Below are 20,454 nucleotides of genomic sequence, written 5' to 3' on the forward strand. Positions count from 1 at the left end.
TGGGGCGTCGCCGGATGCACTCCTGACGAGATTTTTTTTAAATGCGGCCGGTGATGTATTTGCGGGAGGCGGGATTCCTGTGACGATCGGCAGACGACCGGTCGACCGTCCTTCTGGCATACCTTGCTGCGGAGGACGGGCTTGCTATGCATGTCATTGGGTTGGGTCCACCCGACTGTGACTCACCCAGATCAGCGACTCAGTATCGACGCCGAGCGTCTTTGCGCGAGCCACGATCTGCTTCATCTGGGCGTCATCAATATGCTTCTCCCGAGCCAGAATCCAGCAATACCCGGTATCGGGTCCGAGCACCAACGCCCATCGATAGTCGGGATCCAGCGCCGCTACATGGTAGCCACCGTAAAAGGGCCCGAAGAACGAAACTTTCAGTGACGCGATTGTCGGCGCCCCGGTGAAGCGCGCTTTGCCGATGGCCTCCTTCCACCGACCGCTCACTGGGTCGAATCCGCGGTTCTGTACTTTGACGCTGCCGTCTTGTGCTGGCGTGTACGTTGCTGATACGTCGGTCATGCCTCGTTCGAATGAGTGGTCCAGACGTGCGAGTTCATACCAACGCCCCTCATAGCGACCGATATCGAATGGCGATACGGGAACCACGCCCGGTGGGGGCTTCGTGCTGGCGCAGGCGGAAAGCAATATCAGCGCGAACGAAAGTAATCCCAGCAGTGGTATGCGCAGTGATGGTCTAGTGCCAGCGAGGTTTCTCATGGTTGACCTATGCAGCGTGATGGGGGACGGAGGGTCAGCGGTCGTCGGGCCGTGGGACAGGCGCGGACAATGGAAGCGACCAGCCCTCATGCTCGACGACCGCAGCCAATGCGTCTTCAAACAATGCGACCGCCTGGTTGGCGGCATCGCCCAGTTGTCGATGAAGCAGGGCGTCGGCCGGGGATCGGGACAAGCATTCGTCGCTATAACGCTCAAAGGCGGCGAGTTGCAGCACCAGTTCAACGAGATGCTTGGGGCATTCACAGGCGATGATCGACGACTGACGCGCCAATTGGCTCAATGTCTCTTCATCAAACCGGCGTGGCGCCCGCGACCAAAGCTGGTGGTGCGCCGACGTTGCGTCATCCTCATGTGCCGATGACTGCACAAAATCGGAAAACAACGCGTGTGTGTGGATCAGGGCATCGGACGTGCGCGCCAGTCGTACTCGCGCAAGCCGAGCCAGTTCGACGGCCTGACGCGTGCCGAATGCATAGACAACGAGTACACGCTCGCAGTGGGCTCGCTGCGCCGCAGAGACGATGGAAAGTACCGTGTCTTCACGCAGCGCCTCGACCCGTACGGCCAGCCCGCTCGCGGCACCGGCCCTGTCGGCGAGCTGCGGAATATCTTCGACGCTATCGAATGACTCGTGGATGACGCCTGCGGGCAAGTCGGGCTTGATGCCGTCCCCGAAGCCGACGACGAACAGCTTTGCGCCGTGCGTGTCATCGGGGACCGAAGCGCTGCCGGCGCCACTCGCCAGTCTCATCAGTTGCGCGTTGTCCAGGCGCGCGATAACCCCGATGGGGCGCCCGCTGTCGACCAGCGATTTGATCGCTCTGAGCCGACTCACATCCTCGTCTGAATAAAGACGCTGTCCGGAGGCGCTGGTAGGCGGGGAGATCACGCCATACCTCTGCTCCCATATTCGCAACGTCGCCGCTGGCATGTTGACGAGTTTTGCGGCCTCGCCGCTTCGATAACGTCTCGCTGAACTCACGGGGGCGTTCGCTCCAAATGATGTTGTGATTCGAATCAAATCTCTGACTCAAACCGTAGTCTATGAATTCAATTGAGTCAATAATCGGACTCAAAATTGTACTTATCGAAGATTGTGAGTTTGCATTATGATTCGCTCATAACTCATTGGAGTCTTAGGGGCGCCACCCCGGACGGTCTGTAATTTGCCTCGCATCGATGCGACGCTCAGCCTGCACCAACGCCGAATTCGCCCGACAGGTCATTGGGCTTGTGGAGGCGGATAGGGGATAATGAGCGCCGGTCGATGGCGGATCATTGCTGTGCAGAACGATCGCCCTCGCACCGACGTCTTAACTCAGAGATTTGCTATGCGTGACATCATTGACGGTTTTCTGCGTTTCCAGCGGGAGGCCTTTCCTCAGCGCGTCGAGCTTTTCAAGCGGCTCGCCACGAGTCAGAACCCCAAAGCCCTCTTTGTTACCTGTTCGGATAGCCGTGTCGTTCCGGAGCTGCTCACGCAGCGCGAGCCCGGCGAGCTGTTCGTCATTCGCAATGCGGGAAACATCGTTCCGTCATACGGACCGGAGCCGGGTGGCGTTTCCGCTACGGTCGAGTACGCGGTTTCGGTACTGGGGGTACAGGACATCGTGATCTGCGGTCACTCGGACTGCGGTGCGATGGGCGCGATTTCACGCTGCACCTGCCTCGACCACATGCCTGCGGTGGCCAACTGGCTACGTCACGCCGACGCCGCGAAGGCCATCAACGCAGCGCATTCGTATGACACACCTGGTGCGAAGCTCGACGGGCTGGTCAGGGAGAATGTGATTGCGCAGTTGGCGAACATTCGCACGCATCCGTCGGTCGCCCTGGCACTTGAGCAGGGTCGTATGAACCTGCATGGATGGGTGTACGACATCGAAACCGGCGGCATCGACGCGCTTGACGGTGAGACCCGCAAGTTCGTCCCGCTGGCCGACTCGCCGAACACGGTGGCCGTCGCCTCTCGCAGTCGATAACGAGAGGGGTTGCGCAGCGTTGCGCGACGCTGCGCAACCCCTAGTCGGTACGAATCGGCGCGATGCCGTTCAGCGCAGCACGCTGCTAAGAAACTGCTGCGTTCGCGCTTCTTTCGGCGCACCGAAAATCTCGGCGGGAGAGCCACTCTCGACGATTCGCCCGTGGTCGAAGAAGATGACCCGATCGGCGACCTCCCGGGCAAAGGCCATCTCATGCGTGACGACGATCATCGTCATGCCATCACGCGCGAGATCGCGCATCACGCCGAGCACTTCGCCGACGGTTTCCGGATCCAGCGCGGACGTCGGTTCATCGAACAGCATGAGCTTCGGCTTCATCGCCAGCGCTCGCACAATCGCGACACGCTGCTGCTGCCCACCCGAGAGCGACACCGGGTACGCGTTCGCCTTATGGCCCAGCCCGACGCGTGCCAGCAGTGCATGCGCGGTCTGCTCGGCGTCGGCCTGCGTCATTCGTCCGAGCTTGACCGGTGCCAGTGTGATGTTGCGCAAAATGGTCAGATGCGGGAACAGCGTGTAATCCTGAAACACCATGCCGACATCCTCGCGCAGCCGGGCCATCGCCCGATGGTCGCGCACGTTGGTGGCGGCGTCGCCGAGCGTCACCGTGCCGTCGGTCGGTGTCTCGAGACTGTTCAGGCAGCGGATCAGCGTCGATTTTCCCGATCCGCTCGGTCCGATGACGACCACAACCTGTCCCGGATAGACGTCGAGGTCCACGCCGTTGACCACCTGATGCGGGCCGAAGTGCTTACGGAGTCCGCGAATCGAGAGGAGTGCGTTCATTGCAGTCCCGCCAGCGCGCGGGTAGCGCTTTGCAGTGCCTGCCGGGCATCCGCCAGACGGGTGTGCCAGCCGACGAGGGTTATACGGGCGTCGTCGAGCCTGACCTGAGCGTCCTCCAGGTGCGCGCGCAGGGTTTGCGGATTCGGGCTGCCCGCCGACGCTCGCCCGGCGACATTGCTCGCCGGGTCCAGACAGGCGCGCACCGAGGCGGCGTCGATGCCTAGCGGCGCGCCAAGCTGCTCGCGCGCAGCGGCTTCGACCATGGCGACATCGATCTTGTCGGCCGGCACGCCGTGGTCCATTGCACTGCGCACCACCGACCCGACGACATGATGCGCGGCCCGGAACGAGAGGTCGTGTTCGCGCACCATATGGTCGGCCAGGGCGGTCGCCGTCGAGAAGTCTTCGGCGGCCAGTCGGCCCGCACGCGAGGCAACCGGTCGCGCCGTGCGCAGCACGAGTTCGAGCAGTTGCAGGCACCGGATGGCCTCGCGCGCTGTGTCCCAGAAGCCTTGGGTACCTTCGCGACTGGCATCGCCGGAGTGGGTAAAGTTCGTGCCCTTGATCGCCATCGCGCTGGCCATCAGCGCGGCGACGATCTGTCCGGTGCGTCCTTTCAGATATTCGAGTACGACCGGATTCTTCTTCTGCGGCATGATGCTCGACGTCGTGGCGACACTGTCCGGGAATTCAATTAGCCCAAATTCGTGCGTGGTCCACACGAAATAGTCTTGCGCGACGCGGCTCCACAGCACCGCGAGCAGGCTCAGGTCGGCAATGCTCTCCAGAATGAAGTCGCGCGAGCCTACAGCATCGAGCGCATTGTCCACATACGTATCGAAGCCGAGCAAGTCGGCGGTGCGCTGACGATCGATCGCGAATGGCGTGCCAGCGAATGCTGCGGCGCCGAGCGGGGAGACGTTCATGTTCGTGAGCGTATCCATGAGGCGACGGGTGTCGCGCTCAAGCGCCTGTGCGACCCCTGCGAGATAGAAGCCGTAGGTGATCGGTTGCGCCGGTTGCAAATGCGTGTAGCCGGGCATGACGATGTCCGCGTGGTGGGCGGCTTGCACCAATGCCGTCTCGCGCACGCGCAACAGGGCGTCGACAAGGTCGAGCAGCACGGCGCGTCCACGCAGGCGGTCGAGCGTTGCAAGAATGTCGTTCCGGCTGCGCCCCGTGTGCATCCGCCCGCCGACGTCTGCACCGACGTTGTCCATCAGGTGCGCTTCGTAGTTGAAATAGCTGTCTTCCCGACTGGGATCGAGCGGTACGGCGGCCGGGCCTGCGTCCTCCATCGCGAGAATGCCGCGCGCAAGCGCCGACGCATGTTCGGGGCGAATCAGCCCTTGCTCGGCCAGCATCACGACATGTGCCTTGTTGATGTCGCCGAGCGGGACGAAGGTTTCGTCGAAGCCGTCGAGGCGAGGTTTGAAGATGATGTCGTTGACTTCGGGCGCGGCGGCTTCGGTGAGCCGGCGACTGACTTTGGAGGTGGACATGTTCAGCCTTGTTGGGGAAAGGAACGAACGGGCTCGCGTTGCAGGCGTCGTTCGAGGTAACGGGACAGCGCGCTCAGTGCCGAGCAAACGATGAAATAGACGATGAGAACGAAACCGTAGACTTCGAAAGCCGGATTGCGGCCCTGCATGACGGTGACGCGCTCGATGATGTTCTGATTGATCTTGAGGAACTCGCTTACGCCGATCAGGGCGCCGAGCGAAGTCGACTGGACCAGTAGCGTGAGTAGTCCTGTATAGGCAGGCAGAATTGCGCCGACCGATTGCGGTCCGATCACGTAGCGGTAGATCTGCCAGCGGCGCAGACCGAGGGCAGCCGCGCTCTTCCACTGATGCGGGGGAACGGACAGGATGCCGCCGGAGACGACGACCGTCCCGTTGGCGCCGCCCCATAGCGACAACCCGACTGTGGCCGCAACGAAAGGGCTGAGATCCAGACCGAACATCGGTGCGACGAAGAAGACGCAAAACACATTGACGATCAGCGGAATCGAGCGAAACAGCTCGACGTAGCCGTGAATCGTCGCCTTGAGCCAGCGGGAGGGCAGGGTGGCCAGCACCCCTAGCACCAGAGAGATCGCCGTCGTGCACAGCAGGACTGTTCCGGCGAGGGCCAGTGTCATGCCCAGCCCTTTGGCGATGAGCAACCAGTTTTCGAGAATGACGTGCATGGTGAGCAAGCGCCTCAATGAGTGCGGAACGGTCGTTGCATCCAGGCGGAGAGCCGGTGCGCGAGCAGAGAAAGCGCGGCGACCATGCACAGGTACAGCACGAGGATTGCGCCGAACATCTCGAGTGGACGGAAGTCTGTCGCGATGCGGTCCACGGCGACGAACGTCAGTTCCATGAGCCCGATGGCTTGCAAGTACGAGGAGTTCTTAAGCAGCGAGATCGCAGTGTTGAGCATGCCGGGCAGCGCATGACGCAAGGCGATCGGCAAAGCGATGAGCGTGAAGTAGTGCCACGGACGCAGCGACAGGGCATGACACGACTCGTACATGCGACGTCCAACGCTGGCCATGCCACCGCGCAGATTCTCGATCTGATACGCGCCAGCCCACAGGGAGAGGCAAAGCACGCCGGAGGTGAACAGCGACAGGCCGAGGCCGATCGCCGGGAGTCCGTAAAAGATGAAAAACAACTGCACGAGAATCGGTGTGTTGCGCATCAATTCCACGTACCCGGTGACGATCTGCGAGAGCACCGGCACACGAAACAGGCGAACGGCGCAACCGGCGATGCCGATCAACGCGGAGCAGACAATGGCGATGACCGACACTTCCAGCGTCATCAGCGCTCCGCGCCAGAGCGCGGGCCATTGCGCAAGCAGGTAGGCGACGTCGAAATCCATGATCGGCACCCGCTTACAGCGTTTCCTTCGGACGTCCCTGCTGGAACACCGACAGGTAATAGCTACGAATCGATTCCGGCACATTGAGCTTGACCCATTGCACAAATCGGCCTTCATAGCGCATGCGGGCAATGGTTGCCGACAGGTAGTCGCGCCAGGCGGCCTCGTTCTTGCGCACGCCGATGGCGGCGTCCGAAATCTGGAAGTACTGACCCAGCAGCTTGGCCTGCGGATCCTGCGCGGCGGCGACGACGAGCGTGGCGGCGTCGTGCGTGTAGGCATCCGCGCGCCCCTGACGGAAGGTTTGCATGGCGTCGGCGGCGGTATTCAGCCGCAGCATTTTCACCTCGGGCATGTGGTCCTCGAACCACTTGGCCTGCACCGAGCCTTTGAGCGCGACGAGGGTCTTTCCTTTGAGGTCGGCGATGGAGTTGATGCCGCTGTCGCGACGAACCACAACGTCGCTCGCGCCCCAGCGGTACGGCTGCGTGAAGTCGATCACACGGGCGCGCTCGGGCGAAACGCCCAGTGTTGCGATCAACAGATCGACTTTGCGTCCGAGGAGTTGTGGCACGCGATTCTCTGCGGTCACGCAGGTGAAGACCGCTTTGTCCTTGCCGCCGAGCGCCCATTCGGCGATCTGACGTCCCATTTCGACTTCCACACCGGCGAATGCACCGCTGCTGTCCTGATAGCCATAAGGCGGTTGATCGCAACGCACGCCGACGCGCAATTGGTTCTGCGCTTTGATTTCAGCCGGGACCGGAGGCAGGTCGCCCGGCGCGGCACTGGCCTGACGGATGGTTAGGGTCGTCAGGGCGAGCACGGCGGAAGCGGCCGCTAGGGAAGTAACGAACAAGCGTGGCAGGCGTGACATCGATGGCTCCTGAAGCGAAAAGGGCGGTTGGAACATCTGAGCGGCCGCGCATCGGTAGGTCGGGAACGTTGCCCCACGCCGCGCAGACGGGATACGAACGACTGTAGTCGGATGTAGGCATTCTTAAAAATCACAATAGAATACGAGGCTATACATTTTTGATATGCCCTGTATTGACGATGAAGGTGTCGATGGGGGAACGACGCGCGAGCACGCCGGGGGAAGGTGACGATGAAATTCAAGCAGGTGGAGGCATTTCGGGCGGTGATCCAGACCGGATCCATGACGGCCGCTGCGGAGGCGTTACATACGTCACAGCCGAACATCAGCCGGCTGATAGGGCAGTTGGAGGAGAGCGCCGGATTTCGTCTGTTTGAGCGGATCAATGGACGTTTGCAACTGACCGACGAGGGCGCAGAACTGTTTCGCGACGTCGAGCGCGCGTTCGTGAGCTTGAAAAGTCTGGAGGACTCGGCGCAACAGATTCGCCGTTCCGGCACCGGGCGTTTGCGCGTGGGGGCTGTGCCTTCGATTGCGCTGACGCAAATGCCTGAAGCGATTCGCCGGTTCAGGCAAGCGCATCCGGGGGTAGCGGTCTCGTTATTGACAAACGATTCGCCGCGCGTGGCTTATTGGGTCGCGTCGCAGTTCTGCGATTTGGGGGTGACGTCGTACGTTAGCCGGGATGTCTCCGGCATCGAAGCGACGAAGATCAGTGAAGTTGCGGGCGTCTGCGCGTTCCCCGTGGGACATCGGTTGCGGGATCTGGAGGTGGTGACGCCTGCCGATCTCGAGTACGAGCCGTTCATCGCGCTGTCATTGGTGGACGGCACGCGCATGAAAATTGACCAGCGCTTTCGTGAGGCTGGTGTGGAGCTACGGCACAAGGAACTTGAAACGCCATACGAAGCGACGGTGTGTGCCATGGTGGCCAGCGGACTGGGCGTGAGCATCGTGAGCCGTTCGGTCGCCCAGGCATATGTCGGCCGTGGACTGGAGTATCGACCGTTCGCGCCCGAAGTGCTGTTCGCCACGCATCTTTTGCGAGCGGAACACGTCCCGCACAGTCTGCTTGCCCAACGCTTTGCCGCTACGCTGCTCGAAGTGGTCGAGGGGACGGCGTTGGGGGGATGACTTAGTTTGGCGCGTTCAGTGCTGAGGTCGTTGAATCCCGTTATCCGTCTATGGGGCCTATCATTCAATTTGCGCCTATGTCATTTGATGGTTCTCACCGACGTGGGGAAATTATGGTTTGGGCAGGACTCGGGAGGACTCAACTCCTCATCAAGAGAGATGCTGCCATCGGGGGGGCGTTACCGCCAGCACCGAGCGCAGAACATGCTTGGCCGTTGCGCTCGGACGAGCTATTGCGGGCGGCTGGGTATGACCCGGAAGCGATGCGCTGGCGTACAGAAACCGGTCGTCCGTGGCGAATCAGTCCAACGCAAATGATCGCCGTTCTACTCTGCGCAGCGCTCGGCCCTGTGCTCGCACTTGCCACACTCGCGGCGATCGTCCGAATCGTGGTCATATTGCTCTAGGCATTCGGCTACGCGCAGGAAGGTTGTCTCCGAATCACTAGAGCGGTCGATTGCAATCCCGACGACAGATAGAGGCTATGACCTCATACGTTGCGCTAAGGATCTGCTAAGGCTTCACGCCTACGATCAAGTTGAAGGTTTCGCGATGAGTTTGTGATCGCACCTTCACATTGATCGTCAACCTTAGGAGCACAATCATGAAGACTTCATATATTGCCGTATTGGTTGCCGTGCTGGGTCTGGTCGGCGCTGTCCAAACCAATGCCCAAGCAGCAACTCCCCATTCGATGGTGTCCAGCAGCGCAGCGACCGATTCACTCACGCGAGCACAGGTGTATCGGCAACTGGTGAGCGCAGAAAAGCGCGGGCTTCTGCAACAAGGCGACACCGTCTATCCCGAAACTGCGGCGAGTTACGGCCCGCATGCGCATGTCTCGCGGCTCTCCGTCGATAACAGTCTGGCCCGTGCGGAGCGGCACGGCTTGCTGACGCAGCCAGGGAACGAATATCCGGCAATCCACACCGCGATGCGAAAAGGCACAGCCTGGGCACCGAAGATACTGGTCGCAGGCGAGTCGTCGATCCAGCATCTGTATGAAAACCCGTGAGACTGCGCGCCAGTCAAAATCTCCTCAACCGGTCGTCTATCGCACAAATGAGGGCTTGCTAAGTCTTTGCTAAGTGTCGTGCCTCAGAATTTTACGTAGCGGGCCACGCTTTACCAACACGGGGTGCTTCGGGATGGCACGTTGCACAAGGTAGCAAAGTCACCCAGCAGCTTGTCAATTCGCCCGCGCATCGCTTGGGTGCTCGCGGGCGATTGCAATTGGCTTTCTCTCGGATGAGGGTAGCCGAAACGCACTTCTCGTCTCACAAGTCCTATGGAACACTTAAACGACACGCTTTTCCTGCTGCTTAACGCGCGGGCTTTACCTACGCCGCCGATGTTCGCGCTCGCGACGTTTCTGGCACAGTATTTAATACTGGCTGTTCCGGTCGGACTGGTCGTAGCGTGGATGCGTGTCACCGAGACGCAACGACGCGCGTTGATCGCGGCCGCCGTCGCCGGCGTCGTCGGATTGGCGCTCAATCAAGCGATCGGCTGGGTATGGCAGCATCCCCGCCCCTTTGTGATGGGGATAGGTCATACCTATCTTGCACATGCCGCCGACAGTTCATTTCCCAGCGACCACCTGACATTGATTTGGTCGGTCGCCTTTGCGTTAGTTGCCAACAAGCGCACACGCATCGCAGGAATAGTCACCATGATGCTTGGCGTATCCGTGGCTTGGGCACGCATTTTTCTGGGTGTTCACTTTCCGCTGGATATGGTCGGCTCTGTAATCGTTGCGGGCACGGCCTCATGGCTGGTCACTCAACAGATGGACTGGCTGCTGGCCCCCGCATTCCGCCTGACGATGACGATATATCACAAGATCTTCGCACGATTTATCGACCGCGGATGGGTGAGGGCGTAGGCATCTGATGCCGATCGAACTAAGTGTGCCCTAAGCGTCCTGTTGGAAAATTCCGCCGTAATCACGAGCTGGGAACAACGGCAGGCGACTGGGTAGCCGAAGTTCTGAATCTGGGCTATGCCAATTCAGCGTTGATGTTCGGCGCCTTGCTTGCCGTGGCGGCTGTGGCGCTCGTTCTCTATCTGTCAATAGCCGACTGCGCAGCCGCGCGTCAGCAAACCTGAGTTCTCACACTATCTCCAACCATGAACACAACCGTACAGAAGACGCTAAGCAAGGTCCCCGAGGTCACGCTCTTGTTCTGGGTGCTCAAGATTGCCGCAACGACGCTGGGCGAGACGGGCGGCGACGCCGTTTCCATGTCGATGAATCTCGGTTACCTGATTGGCACGGCGATTTTTGCGGTGATCTTTGCCGTCGCCGTCACGGCGCAAATTCGCGCCAAGGCATTCTCGCCCATGCTGTATTGGGCGACGATCATCGCGACGACGACGGTCGGCACGACGCTCGCGGATTTTGCCGACCGTTCATTGGGCATCGGTTATGCCGGAGGGACGTCGATCCTTCTCGCGTTGCTGCTCGGCTCGCTTTGGATCTGGTACCGGACTATGGGGTCGGTATCCGTGCACACGGTCAATTCACCGAAAGCGGAAGTATTCTATTGGGTGACGATCATGTTCTCGCAGACGCTGGGGACTGCGCTTGGAGACTGGACCGCGGACACCGCCGGTTTGGGGTACACAGGTGCCGCGGTAGTCTTCGGCGCTCTCCTGCTGGTCCTGGTCGCAGCGTACCTGTGGACTCGCACATCACGCACGTTCCTGTTCTGGGCCGCGTTTATTCTGACGCGTCCACTGGGAGCGGTCGTCGGGGACTTTCTGGACAAGCCGGTCAGCGCCGGAGGCCTTGCGCTCAGCCGCTATTCGGCATCGTTCGCGCTATTGGCATTCATCCTGACAAGTTTGATACTGTTTAGGCAACGTGCGGCGGCGAAAGCGCACTGACCAGCGGCGTGAAAGGACATGAGATGCGAATTTTGCTCGTCGAAGACGACCCGATGATTGGCAGCGTCGTTCATGACTCGCTTAAGGACGCGACATTCGCAGTCGATTGGGTCAACGATGGGCAAGCGGCGCTGGCCGCCGCGGACTGCCAGCATTACGACCTGATGCTGCTCGATCTTGGCCTGCCGCATAAAGATGGTCACGCAGTCCTACAAAGTCTTCGGGCCAAAGGGCAGCGCGTTCCAGTCATTATCGTCACCGCACGGGACGCATTGTCGGAACGGCTCAAGGGTCTGGATGCTGGGGCAGACGATTACATTCTGAAGCCGTTCGACATGGCCGAATTGCTGGCCCGCATTCGTGCGGTGATGCGCCGCCAGTCGGGGCAGGCTTTGCCCATCATGACGAATGGTGTCGTCACGCTCGATCCGGGTACGCGCGAGGCGCAAACGACAGACTCGGAGGCGGTGCAACTGTCCAATCGGGAGTTCGCGCTGCTTCAAGCGCTCCTGACACGCCCAGGCGCGATTTTGTCGCGCAGCGATCTTGAAGATCGGATTTATGGGTGGGGCGAGGAGGTCGAGAGTAATGCAATCGAGTTTCTCATCCATTCACTTCGCAAGAAGCTTGGTGCGAGCACCATCAAGAACGTGAGGGGAGCAGGATGGATGGTCTTAAAGGGCGACTGAACGATTCCATTCGCCTGCGCTTGAGTTTATGGCTCTCGATCGCCATTCTTGTATTTGCCGTCATTGCAGGCGTGATCTCGTTTGGCGCCGCGTTCGATGAGGCTCATGAACTTCAGGACGACGTTTTGCGACAAGTTGCTGCGCTCGTCGACAACAATAATTTGCCCGCCAGCGAATTTCGCAATATTCAAGCACCACAGACAAGCGGTGAAGATGCGCGGGTTGTCGTCCAGCGCCTTGCGATGGCGCCCCCGCCTGGCAGCGGCGTGAGCGATGGTGACGACAAACTGCCTCTGCCCTTGACTTTGACAATGCCCGATGGGCTCGCGACCGTAATGGTCGGCGGAGAACCCTACCGCGTGTTTGCGAAGACTCTGAAATCCGGTGAGCGAATCGCTGTCGCGCAAGAAACCGACGTTCGAGACGAAATCGCCCGCACCAGCGCGATCCGCACTGTCATGCCGTTGGTTGCCTTCGTTCCGGTGCTGCTCCTTGTGGTCGGCTGGCTTGTACGGCGAATTTTCCGTCCCGTGGCGAGCCTTTCTCGCGAAATCGATCAGCGCCAGTACAGCGAGCTGCATGCGGTGCCGACCGAACATCTGCCCAACGAAATTCGCCCCTTCCTTCAAGCGATCAACAATCTGCTCTCGCGTGTGGCGACCTCCGTCGATGCGCAGCACCGCTTCGTTGCCGACGCTGCACATGAGCTACGCACGCCGCTCACGGCACTCTCGTTGCAGGCCGAGCGACTCGCCGACGCGCCGATGTCTGAGACGGCGAGCGAGCGTCTGATCGAATTGAGGCACGGAATCGAGCGAAGTCGGCACCTGCTTGATCATTTGCTCACCTTATCCAGTGTACAAGCCACGCAGCGAGACGCGCAGGCTTACACCAATTCCGTGCTTACGGTGTTCCGACATACGCTTGAGACGCTCTATCCGCTCGCCGAAGCCAAGCAGATCGACATCGGTATTGACGAGCATGGGGACGTAGCGCTGCCGGTGAGCGAGGCGGACTTGGGCGTTCTGATGAAAAACCTCGTCGACAACGCAATTCGTTACACACCGGCAGGCGGGCGCATCGATCTGGTGCTGGAATCCAATGGGTGGCAGACCGTATTGAGCGTCAGGGACACGGGGCCAGGCATTGAGCCGCAGGAACGGGAGCGCGTCTTCGACCCGTTTTACCGAATTCTCGGAACGGTGCAAACGGGGTCGGGCCTCGGGCTGTCAATCGTTAAGGCAATCGCTGACAAGTTTGGTGCTCGCGTGCACTTTGCATATACCGACGAAAGTACGCGCCGCGGCTTGAGTGTGAGCGTTATCGTCCCGAACGCGTTGGTAATGAACCAGGAGGGGAGAGGCTCGTGACGCCGTTTTCGGACACCACGGAGAAACGCCTGCACTGGGTATTTGAGACAAGCTTGTGGATCAAGGCACTTTTTGCACTGTCCGAGATCCTCGCGGGCGTTTTAGCATATTTCGTTCCCACGCACGTGTTCCTGTCGATCGTGCTGCGGTTCTCAGGTAACGAACTGACTGAAGATCCACATGACATCGTGGCGGGCTTCTTGTTGCATGCCGTGCAACATCTTTCGGTGGGCTCGCAGAAGTTTGCCGCGATCTACCTGCTTGCTCACGGTATCGTCAAGTTGTGGCTGATCGTTGGGCTACTGCGCGAACGCCTCTGGTATTTCCCGGTATCGATGGTCGCGTTTGCGCTATTTATTGCGTACCAGTTGTATCGGTACACATACACACATTCGATTTGGCTATTGTTGCTTTCGGCGCTCGATCTTGGAGTCATTGTGCTGACATGGCATGAGTATCGCCATGTGAAGCAACAAGTACTGGCGAGGTCTGTTCCACAGATTCAGCACTAATAGTGGATGTCATCGTCATAATTTTCGGATGTTGCCGGCACGCCAAAGACCGTTTGATCGGCGTGCCTTTGCACTTGCATCCCAGTGTAGATGTTTTATACGCACAAACTTGGTACCAATTTTATACGTTGCGCTGTGAAACTCTACGAGCTGTTGGCGTTTTACAGTTTTTTGATATCGCTGCCTGTTGCGTGCTTGAATTCTCTCGGACTGTTGCGGGCGCGGTGGGGCGATGCGCAACACTCACTGCGATGCGAACGGTCGCAAATTTGGATGTCGATTACCTGTCATGCACGCATCGTCACAAGGAAGAGTGCGCGTAATGGATAGAGCGACTGGCGGTTCCGCAGCGTCGGGCGGGCTGTTTGGGTTGCGTTCTCACGGTAGCTGAAGCCTCTTGAAACCCAATCTTTCCTCCAATGCGGGCTGGCCGAAGTGTTCGTAGTAGGTCTCACTATCGAACCCCGACGGAACAAAACCTGTTGATGCTAGCCAGCCTCGCACCCTGCGCACAGCTGCCATGAACGCCGGCATAACGTCCACATACACATGTGTCCTCGGATAACCTTCGTCCGCGCCAGTTTTTTCGATGGCCGAAAATTGCAGATCGTGCTCCCACATGGTGCGGAGTTTGTTGCCATTCCTTATTGCCGTCAGACGAGCGAAAAAGTCATCGAGCCGGTAGTAGAAGCGCACTACGACTGGGTATTCTTCGGGCGTCGTGCTTCCAAGCAGAAATTTTTGACCTGATAGTTGCTTAAATCCGCCATTCAAGAAAACTCGGGCGTTCCAGCTCTGGAATAGCTGGTGGTCTTCGTGGTGGTGGATGGCATTCCGCAATGCGATAACGAGGGAGGTGTCGGCGTGGCTGAAGTAGCCGAACCCTGGAAGATTTTTTGTGACGTCATACAGGGCATGGAACTTCTCGAGTTTCGATTCCATGGCCATATCCTGATTTCTGACGGCCTCTTCTTGGTCGACTGCAAAAACGTCCTTGAATCGCAGCTTGGTCTCAGCATAGAGGCGCATGCTATTCGCCAAGCCCTCCCAAGCCCGTTGTGTTGGCGTCGTCACTTATTTTTTACTCTTTAATGGATATTTAACTTGAAGTATCGTCTCAGTTAGAGGCTCATTGAGTGTTAGGTTTTTCACGTCAATGATGGTAACCCATCTCCGTGAATCGAAAAGTGCTTGGTATTTTGGTCGAGACGACCCATGTCGATAAGTCGTATTTCACTGACGTTCTGTCTCCATCCATTCTTGTATTGTTTGTCGATGGAAGGCACATTCCCACCCAACGACCTCCCCAATCCGCTTCAATACCGAGTCGTTATCGCACGGGTCAACAATAGTTACTCGAGAGCGCCCTGTCGGTGGGTTACGACCACCGTCTTTTCTCAAGGCGCCAGCTTCTTGATTGTGAAACCCACACCTCAGAATAAAGCGAGCGTGAAAGTCAGCGGGTGCCAATGAATAGCCTAGGAATCGAACTTCGCTGGCCGTGCTGAGAACGGCTACCGTTTCCTGCCAGAGTCGCCTAAACGTGTCTCCTTTGAATTGTTTTGCGTACACCGGCGGGATGATAAGAGGCATGTACGATCGGCGTTCAGAGGTAGGCGCGCGGTATGGACGGAACGCAAGTACCTCTGATGCTCCGGTGCCCGCAAGTGTAAATTTCTTTTCTGATTTCAGGTGATGTCCGGACTTCTTCTCATACCAGTTAAGCGATCCATGCGGCTTTAGCAAGCGCACTTTCCCCTTGTTGTCGCCAAAGCCGTAACAGGAACTATCGAGAGCATCTCCAAATATGAGTTCATCAAGAACCAAGTCCCAGTTAAATGAAATTATCTGGGCATTTTCATTCTTCATTTCGCTGGAAAGCTGAGCCAGCCAGCTGGGTGGCGCCTTCAATGCTGACGCCTTAAGTTCGTGGAACCATTTGGCCAACTCAAGAAGAAGGGTTTGACGGATTCCCGTTAGCTTCGTCGAGGTAAAGTTGCCTGTCGCAGGACGGCTAGAATCGAAAAGCTGTTCGTTGGCCTGCATCTCAGAAAGAAGCTGCTCAATGTTTGGAAAGGTATCCTCTAGGGTCGCATTAAATGCTGGATGGTGAAATCGAATAACCTTTGCTAGCTCCTCGGAAATTTTTGCACGCTCAAGGCGTTCCCACATTCGAGGTAGTAGATTTCCTATCGTTGGGAAACCAAGGCCAGCTGATAGACCTGCTCCAATGACGTAGACAATTCCTCGTGACTGGTTTTTTGTCATGCTGTGTGGTCAGTATTCTGATCTTTGGGGCTTGTTGGACCGGCCAGAGTTGCCAGCCGGCGAGAGTTTCTAATTAGCTACTTTCAGGCCGAGGTGGGGCGTTTGCCGATTTTAGACTGAATACCCACCCACACTGCGATAATGCCGACGAGCTTACTCGGTGAGCGGCAGCCAACTGCTGAACATCGTGTAGTCTTCTGTAACTTGACGCGTAAAGCAATGACCACGAAAGCGACCGAGAAAGGGGGCACATGAAATACGAACTTCCAGTCGATCACGGCCTGTCGGGTGAGCTTGAGCAGCATCTTCTCTTCAGGGACGCGAGCGGTGGCCCTGCGGTCAGTGACGTTCAATACGAAGCGCTTGCAGCAGGTGTCGCACGCGGGGAAAGTGTTCTTGTTGTCTCGCCGACGTCCACGGGGAAGACGCAAATCGCGCTGTGGGCAATCGCCGGCGGGTTAGAAAGAGGATGCAACACTGTCTATCTCGTCACCCACCGCGCACTGGCCAAGCAGAAGTTTGAGGACTTCAGATCGCAGTTGCTTGGCCCCTTCCTAGGCGACAACGCTGCCTCGCTGGTGGTGGCGACAGGCGACTATGTCGAGGACGCCGAGGGCATCGTTCCCAGCGAACCACTTCGGGCACCGCTACTTGTCGCGACCTACGAAAAGTACCTGGCCCTCCTATCAGCGTCTGGCGCGCCAAAAGACATGCGCAATACGGTCGTCGTGTGCGACGAAATTCAATTGATTGGCGATTTTTCCAGAGGGCAGAATGTCGAGGTTTTGCTCACGTTGCTGCGCAATGCTGGTTGGAAGCAGTTTGTTGGCTTATCCGCGGTCCTTCAGCAACGAGATGCGAACGATCTCGCGAACTGGCTTAAAGTTAAATTGGTAGCACTGAACGCGAGGGAGAAGCACCTTCGGTACGAATGTTGGACTGAAGGCCGAATGGTCGTGGTGAATTCGGACAAGCCTGACCAGACCGAAGAGGCGTCCCTGCCGGCTGGCGTTACGCTAGATCCTATAGCCGCACTGATGTCGCTTCTAGGTCAGCAGGACTCCCCGCGCCCAGTCATTGTGTTCTGCATGAAGAAGCAGGACACGTATGACCTTGCAAGACGGTTCGTTGAAACGGCATACAAAGGCCAGAAGGGGCAGATGTCCCTTGCCTTCGATGGTCTACCTGCAACATCGGCAAATGAGTTTCTCGCTGGCATTCTTGAGAGACGTGTAGCTTGCCACACCGCCGACCTGACGGATGAAGAGAGGCACGTCGTTGAGACATATCTTCTCGACGGTCGATTAGATGTCGTTTTTGCGACCAGCACCCTGGCAGCGGGAGTCAACTTCCCTCTGGGAGCGGCGGTGTTCGCGGGATGGTCTCGTTGGGACAGCGATCTTCGAACCCGTGTTCCCATGGAGACTAGCGACTTTCATAACATGGCCGGGCGGGTCGGTCGTATGGGTTTTGCGCACGAGCGCGGGCGTGTCGTCTTCTTTGCATCGACGAAGCACGAACTCGCGGTTGCCTCCAAGTATCTTGCGTTAGGCGAACTGCCCCTGATTGAGCCGCGGGTTCAGCCTCAGCGCTTTAGTCAACTCGCGTTGCAATTGGTCGCGTCGGGGCTATGTGTTACCCAAGATGAGGTTGAGCGCCTCGTATGTTCTTCCTTCAGCGCTCTGCGCGAGGAAGACCGTAACACCGTGGCATTCAGGCGCTGGCCTGAATTGCTAAAAGGTGCAGTTGCTGGCCTGGTCGATTTGAGGTTTGTTGTATCCACGTCCACCGGCAGGTTGGCGGCCACGCCGCTTGGTAAGGCCATCGGTCATAGCGGATTGCTTCCCGAAACAGGAGTGTTCCTGCTTCGATATTTGGTCAACAAGGCCAACGCGCTCGTCCAACTCTTGCCCAGTGCCATATCGGGCGGCGATACGCGCAGGTTGGCTTTCTTGCTTTTCTCGGCTTGTCTCGCCAGTCCAGAGTTTCGGCCGCAAGGCGGCATGAAACCCACCAGGACTTTACCGTATCCACTTGATGCAGTGCCCTTGGTGGACGCTGATGGGTATAGCGCTGACTTGGCGGAGCCGATGTGGAACGCGGACATTATGCCCATCAATGGAACCTGGCTTTCATGCGAGTGGCTGGATGGGGTAGCAATCCGAACGCTAGAAGGAACTTTGGAGAACCTAAGAGCTGGGATGTTGCACGAGTTGTTCCGCAATCTGGGCTGGGCATTGCAAGGGATGGCAGAAATAGCCGCAGCTGCCTGCGACAAGCGCGTACCGCAGTCAAACCGGCCGGTTTCTCTGCATGTTGACGATGGAACGCTGAATGTCCTGGCACGTCTCCCGCGCGCCATTCGGCGCCTCAGCTACCGCCTGACGGAAGGACTTCCTGATGATGTCCTTTGGATGGTCGGCTTGAGCACTCCCGGCTCGCCATATCAACTCAGGAGAGATGAGGTGCTTGCACTACGTGAAGTTGGACTCACTACCCCCGAGGCTCTGATGCTCGGGTCGCAGGACGCAGACGCAGCTCGGGTCAAGGCGCTCGCCGGAGCGAAGCAGGACTCCCAGGCGAAGGCGAATTGGCTGCGAGATGCATGCCGCTCCTGGAAGAGCAATCAGCGGGTCAGGGCTGCGGAAAGGCAGGCTAGACGAGCGAAGAAGTGCCCGCGCGCAGACTTCGTTGAACGCTTCTATCATGCCGCAGGAAATGACTTCGAGAGAGTATTCGAAGACGTGCTTGCCTACCTGAAGGTGGATTGCAAGCGACTTGATGACAAGACTAAGACCGGAGCGCCCGACTATCTTATTCAGTTGCCCAGTTCGCCGCCGCTCGTCGTCGAACTTAAGTCGCGCGAGGCGGGCAAGCTCATCGATTACAACCGCGCTGTTGAGGTGTTGGCTGCGTCAGAAGTTCACGGCTACAAGGACGCGTTCTGCGTGACGTTGTGTCAGCCCGGGGTTGACCCCAGCGTTCCGACCGTTATCGCGTCATGTGAACGACTATCCGTTATCGAGGCTGTAGACCTCGGCGAGGCGCTCTTGCGCTATTGCGAAGGCACCCTCTCGGGGGAGCAGTTGTATCGTTGGCTAGCGACTCCAGGACAGTCGCTAATTGCCGACCTTCCGTATCGAGAATACGCGTAAGTATGCGAAGGAGGTTCGCGAACCCGCTAGCTTGCATGTTGCTCTCAGACGCGCCTATTTTCAGACGGCGGGGGCACGGTTTCGCAGATCGATATGATAAAACTTGCGACATATCGTCGAGTTTGAAAGAGCTCTGTAGTCTTTCGTAGCTATACGCGGTGAAAAAGATCGGCGTGGAGCGACCAACGGGCAACGCATTTAACGTTCCACGCTGATCGAGTGTTCGTCACGCGTCATGATTCGCTGACTCGCTGGAGCATAAGTCTCTCCACCTCTTCCCGATTGATCAGCACGATCTGTTGCACTTCAGGCTTCGCCTCTGTTTTGACGTCCAGTCCAAGTTGCTTCAGAGAGTAGAAGAGAAGGGCTTGCTTGCACTGAAGTTCAAGCCGACCTCCCAGCATGCCGTAGTCTAATTCGATAACTCTCTGTTTAGCAGCGTTGAGGCTTGGGTTCGGCGCAATTTCAAGAGTTACGGTCGTTTGCCACTCTTTGTCATCATCCTGCCCCAGACCCGCCGGCGATTCGCCATCGACGTCTAGAATGCGGGCAACTACAAAATCGAGAAATCGCTCACGGTTGTGGCAGTAAGCGCGGACATGCCATCGAAAACCGTCGAACGCCAATGCGTGTGGGCTAATTACACGAATGGTCGGCTCGGTTCGTGACATCGATTGGTAGCAAATCCTGAGGCCAACGTGGGTCCGGATTGCGCGTAGAAGTGCAGATAGCACGTCAACTCTTAGCGCACGCGATGGCAAGGGGGCCACCGCGACTGACGGCCACCAACCGATGAAAGTTGCATCTCTTGGCAATATGCCAGTTGTAGTCGCCAACAGCTCGTTCAGATATCGCGACGGGTGGCTGACCGGGAACGCTGGCGAGAACTCCTTGCACGCTACGTAGGCTTTGGAGCTCCGGTCGTATTCCATATTGGCCGGCATCATTTCCTGGTAACGGGCGATATCGGCAGACGCTTGGGGTACCGAAATCCCGAAAAAATCGGTCAAGGCACTGCGATTAAGACGCCCGTCCCACTGCAAACGGAAGTCGATGAATTCAAGTCGGCGCTCTTGCCCCCAGCGCGATCCTGTTTTCGGTTCGTTTACTGGGGCTGGCTGGACGCTGTCAATTTCGGTTTTCATGCCCA

General features: G+C 58.2%; 20 protein-coding genes. 10 read left to right on the plus strand and 10 right to left on the minus strand.

Going from position 1 to position 20,454, the window contains the following annotated elements:
• Positions 1–153 precede the first annotated feature (153 nt).
• Positions 154–729, minus strand: a complete 576-nt coding sequence (locus PCO31010_RS00815) for a lipocalin family protein (RefSeq protein WP_150662563.1) — start codon at positions 727–729, stop codon at positions 154–156.
• Positions 730–763: 34 nt separating this feature from the next.
• On the minus strand, positions 764–1,732 hold the full coding sequence (locus PCO31010_RS00820) for a MerR family transcriptional regulator (protein ID WP_246184374.1): 969 nt from the start codon (positions 1,730–1,732) through the stop codon (positions 764–766).
• Between the two features lie 349 nt (positions 1,733–2,081).
• On the opposite strand from PCO31010_RS00820, the gene PCO31010_RS00825 reads away from it, so the two are divergent.
• Entirely contained in the window at positions 2,082–2,732 is a 651-nt protein-coding gene (locus PCO31010_RS00825; RefSeq protein WP_150662564.1) for a carbonic anhydrase, read from the plus strand.
• A 69-nt stretch (positions 2,733–2,801) separates the two neighbouring features.
• Here the strand turns inward: PCO31010_RS00825 and PCO31010_RS00830 are convergent, their stop codons facing one another.
• From PCO31010_RS00830 to PCO31010_RS00850, 5 genes are read right to left on the minus strand one after another with little or no spacing between them, the layout of a single operon-like run.
• Entirely contained in the window at positions 2,802–3,539 is a 738-nt protein-coding gene (locus PCO31010_RS00830) for an amino acid ABC transporter ATP-binding protein (RefSeq protein ID WP_150662565.1), read from the minus strand.
• Entirely contained in the window at positions 3,536–5,041 is a 1,506-nt protein-coding gene (argH, locus tag PCO31010_RS00835) for an argininosuccinate lyase (RefSeq protein ID WP_150662566.1), read from the minus strand. Before argH ends, PCO31010_RS00830 begins: the two co-directional genes overlap by 4 nt.
• Before the next feature lie 2 nt (positions 5,042–5,043).
• On the minus strand, positions 5,044–5,730 hold the full coding sequence (locus tag PCO31010_RS00840; RefSeq protein ID WP_150662567.1) for an amino acid ABC transporter permease: 687 nt from the start codon (positions 5,728–5,730) through the stop codon (positions 5,044–5,046).
• Positions 5,731–5,744: 14 nt separating this feature from the next.
• Positions 5,745–6,410 carry an amino acid ABC transporter permease gene (locus tag PCO31010_RS00845; RefSeq protein WP_150662568.1) on the minus strand — a complete coding sequence of 222 codons (666 nt, stop codon included), beginning with the start codon at positions 6,408–6,410 and terminating at the stop codon, positions 5,745–5,747.
• 13 nt (positions 6,411–6,423) lie between these two features.
• Complete coding sequence (locus PCO31010_RS00850; protein WP_150662569.1) at positions 6,424–7,287, minus strand: transporter substrate-binding domain-containing protein; 864 nt, start codon at positions 7,285–7,287, stop codon at positions 6,424–6,426.
• Positions 7,288–7,518: 231 nt separating this feature from the next.
• Between PCO31010_RS00850 and PCO31010_RS00855 the strand changes: the two genes are divergently transcribed.
• The 8 genes from PCO31010_RS00855 (at position 7,519) to PCO31010_RS00890 (ending at position 13,881) form a co-directional block, all read left to right on the plus strand.
• Entirely contained in the window at positions 7,519–8,421 is a 903-nt protein-coding gene (locus PCO31010_RS00855; protein WP_150662570.1) for a LysR substrate-binding domain-containing protein, read from the plus strand.
• Positions 8,422–9,025: 604 nt separating this feature from the next.
• On the plus strand, positions 9,026–9,436 hold the full coding sequence (locus PCO31010_RS00860; protein ID WP_150662571.1) for a DUF4148 domain-containing protein: 411 nt from the start codon (positions 9,026–9,028) through the stop codon (positions 9,434–9,436).
• Between the two features lie 273 nt (positions 9,437–9,709).
• Positions 9,710–10,306, plus strand: a complete 597-nt coding sequence (locus tag PCO31010_RS00865) for a phosphatase PAP2 family protein (RefSeq protein WP_150662572.1) — start codon at positions 9,710–9,712, stop codon at positions 10,304–10,306.
• A 23-nt stretch (positions 10,307–10,329) separates the two neighbouring features.
• Complete coding sequence (locus PCO31010_RS00870; RefSeq protein WP_246184375.1) at positions 10,330–10,530, plus strand: hypothetical protein; 201 nt, start codon at positions 10,330–10,332, stop codon at positions 10,528–10,530.
• A gap of 21 nt (positions 10,531–10,551) precedes the next feature.
• Complete coding sequence (locus PCO31010_RS00875) at positions 10,552–11,310, plus strand: COG4705 family protein (RefSeq protein WP_150662573.1); 759 nt, start codon at positions 10,552–10,554, stop codon at positions 11,308–11,310.
• A gap of 23 nt (positions 11,311–11,333) precedes the next feature.
• Positions 11,334–11,999 (plus strand): response regulator transcription factor, encoded by a 666-nt coding sequence (locus PCO31010_RS00880; RefSeq protein ID WP_150662574.1) that lies wholly within the window; start codon positions 11,334–11,336, stop codon positions 11,997–11,999.
• Positions 11,975–13,369, plus strand: a complete 1,395-nt coding sequence (locus PCO31010_RS00885; RefSeq protein WP_174984145.1) for an ATP-binding protein — start codon at positions 11,975–11,977, stop codon at positions 13,367–13,369. The genes PCO31010_RS00880 and PCO31010_RS00885 overlap by 25 nt, the downstream gene beginning before the upstream one ends.
• The gene (locus PCO31010_RS00890; protein ID WP_150662575.1) at positions 13,366–13,881 is read left to right on the plus strand and encodes a DUF2127 domain-containing protein; all 516 of its coding nucleotides are present in this window, start codon (positions 13,366–13,368) and stop codon (positions 13,879–13,881) included. Before PCO31010_RS00885 ends, PCO31010_RS00890 begins: the two co-directional genes overlap by 4 nt.
• 378 nt (positions 13,882–14,259) lie before the next feature.
• Here the strand turns inward: PCO31010_RS00890 and PCO31010_RS00895 are convergent, their stop codons facing one another.
• Both PCO31010_RS00895 and PCO31010_RS00900 read right to left on the minus strand, forming a co-directional pair.
• On the minus strand, positions 14,260–14,910 hold the full coding sequence (locus PCO31010_RS00895; RefSeq protein WP_150662576.1) for a hypothetical protein: 651 nt from the start codon (positions 14,908–14,910) through the stop codon (positions 14,260–14,262).
• Positions 14,911–15,114: 204 nt separating this feature from the next.
• Positions 15,115–16,053 (minus strand): hypothetical protein, encoded by a 939-nt coding sequence (locus PCO31010_RS00900; RefSeq protein WP_150662577.1) that lies wholly within the window; start codon positions 16,051–16,053, stop codon positions 15,115–15,117.
• 347 nt (positions 16,054–16,400) lie between these two features.
• Between PCO31010_RS00900 and PCO31010_RS26820 the strand changes: the two genes are divergently transcribed.
• Positions 16,401–19,304, plus strand: a complete 2,904-nt coding sequence (locus tag PCO31010_RS26820) for a DEAD/DEAH box helicase (RefSeq protein WP_150662578.1) — start codon at positions 16,401–16,403, stop codon at positions 19,302–19,304.
• 233 nt (positions 19,305–19,537) lie between these two features.
• Here PCO31010_RS26820 and PCO31010_RS00910 read toward each other — a convergent pair whose 3' ends face one another.
• Positions 19,538–20,449, minus strand: a complete 912-nt coding sequence (locus tag PCO31010_RS00910) for a helix-turn-helix transcriptional regulator (RefSeq protein WP_246184376.1) — start codon at positions 20,447–20,449, stop codon at positions 19,538–19,540.
• Between the last annotated feature and the right edge of the window lie 5 nt (positions 20,450–20,454).

This window comes from Pandoraea commovens (genome assembly GCF_902459615.1).
Lineage (GTDB): Bacteria > Pseudomonadota > Gammaproteobacteria > Burkholderiales > Burkholderiaceae > Pandoraea > Pandoraea commovens.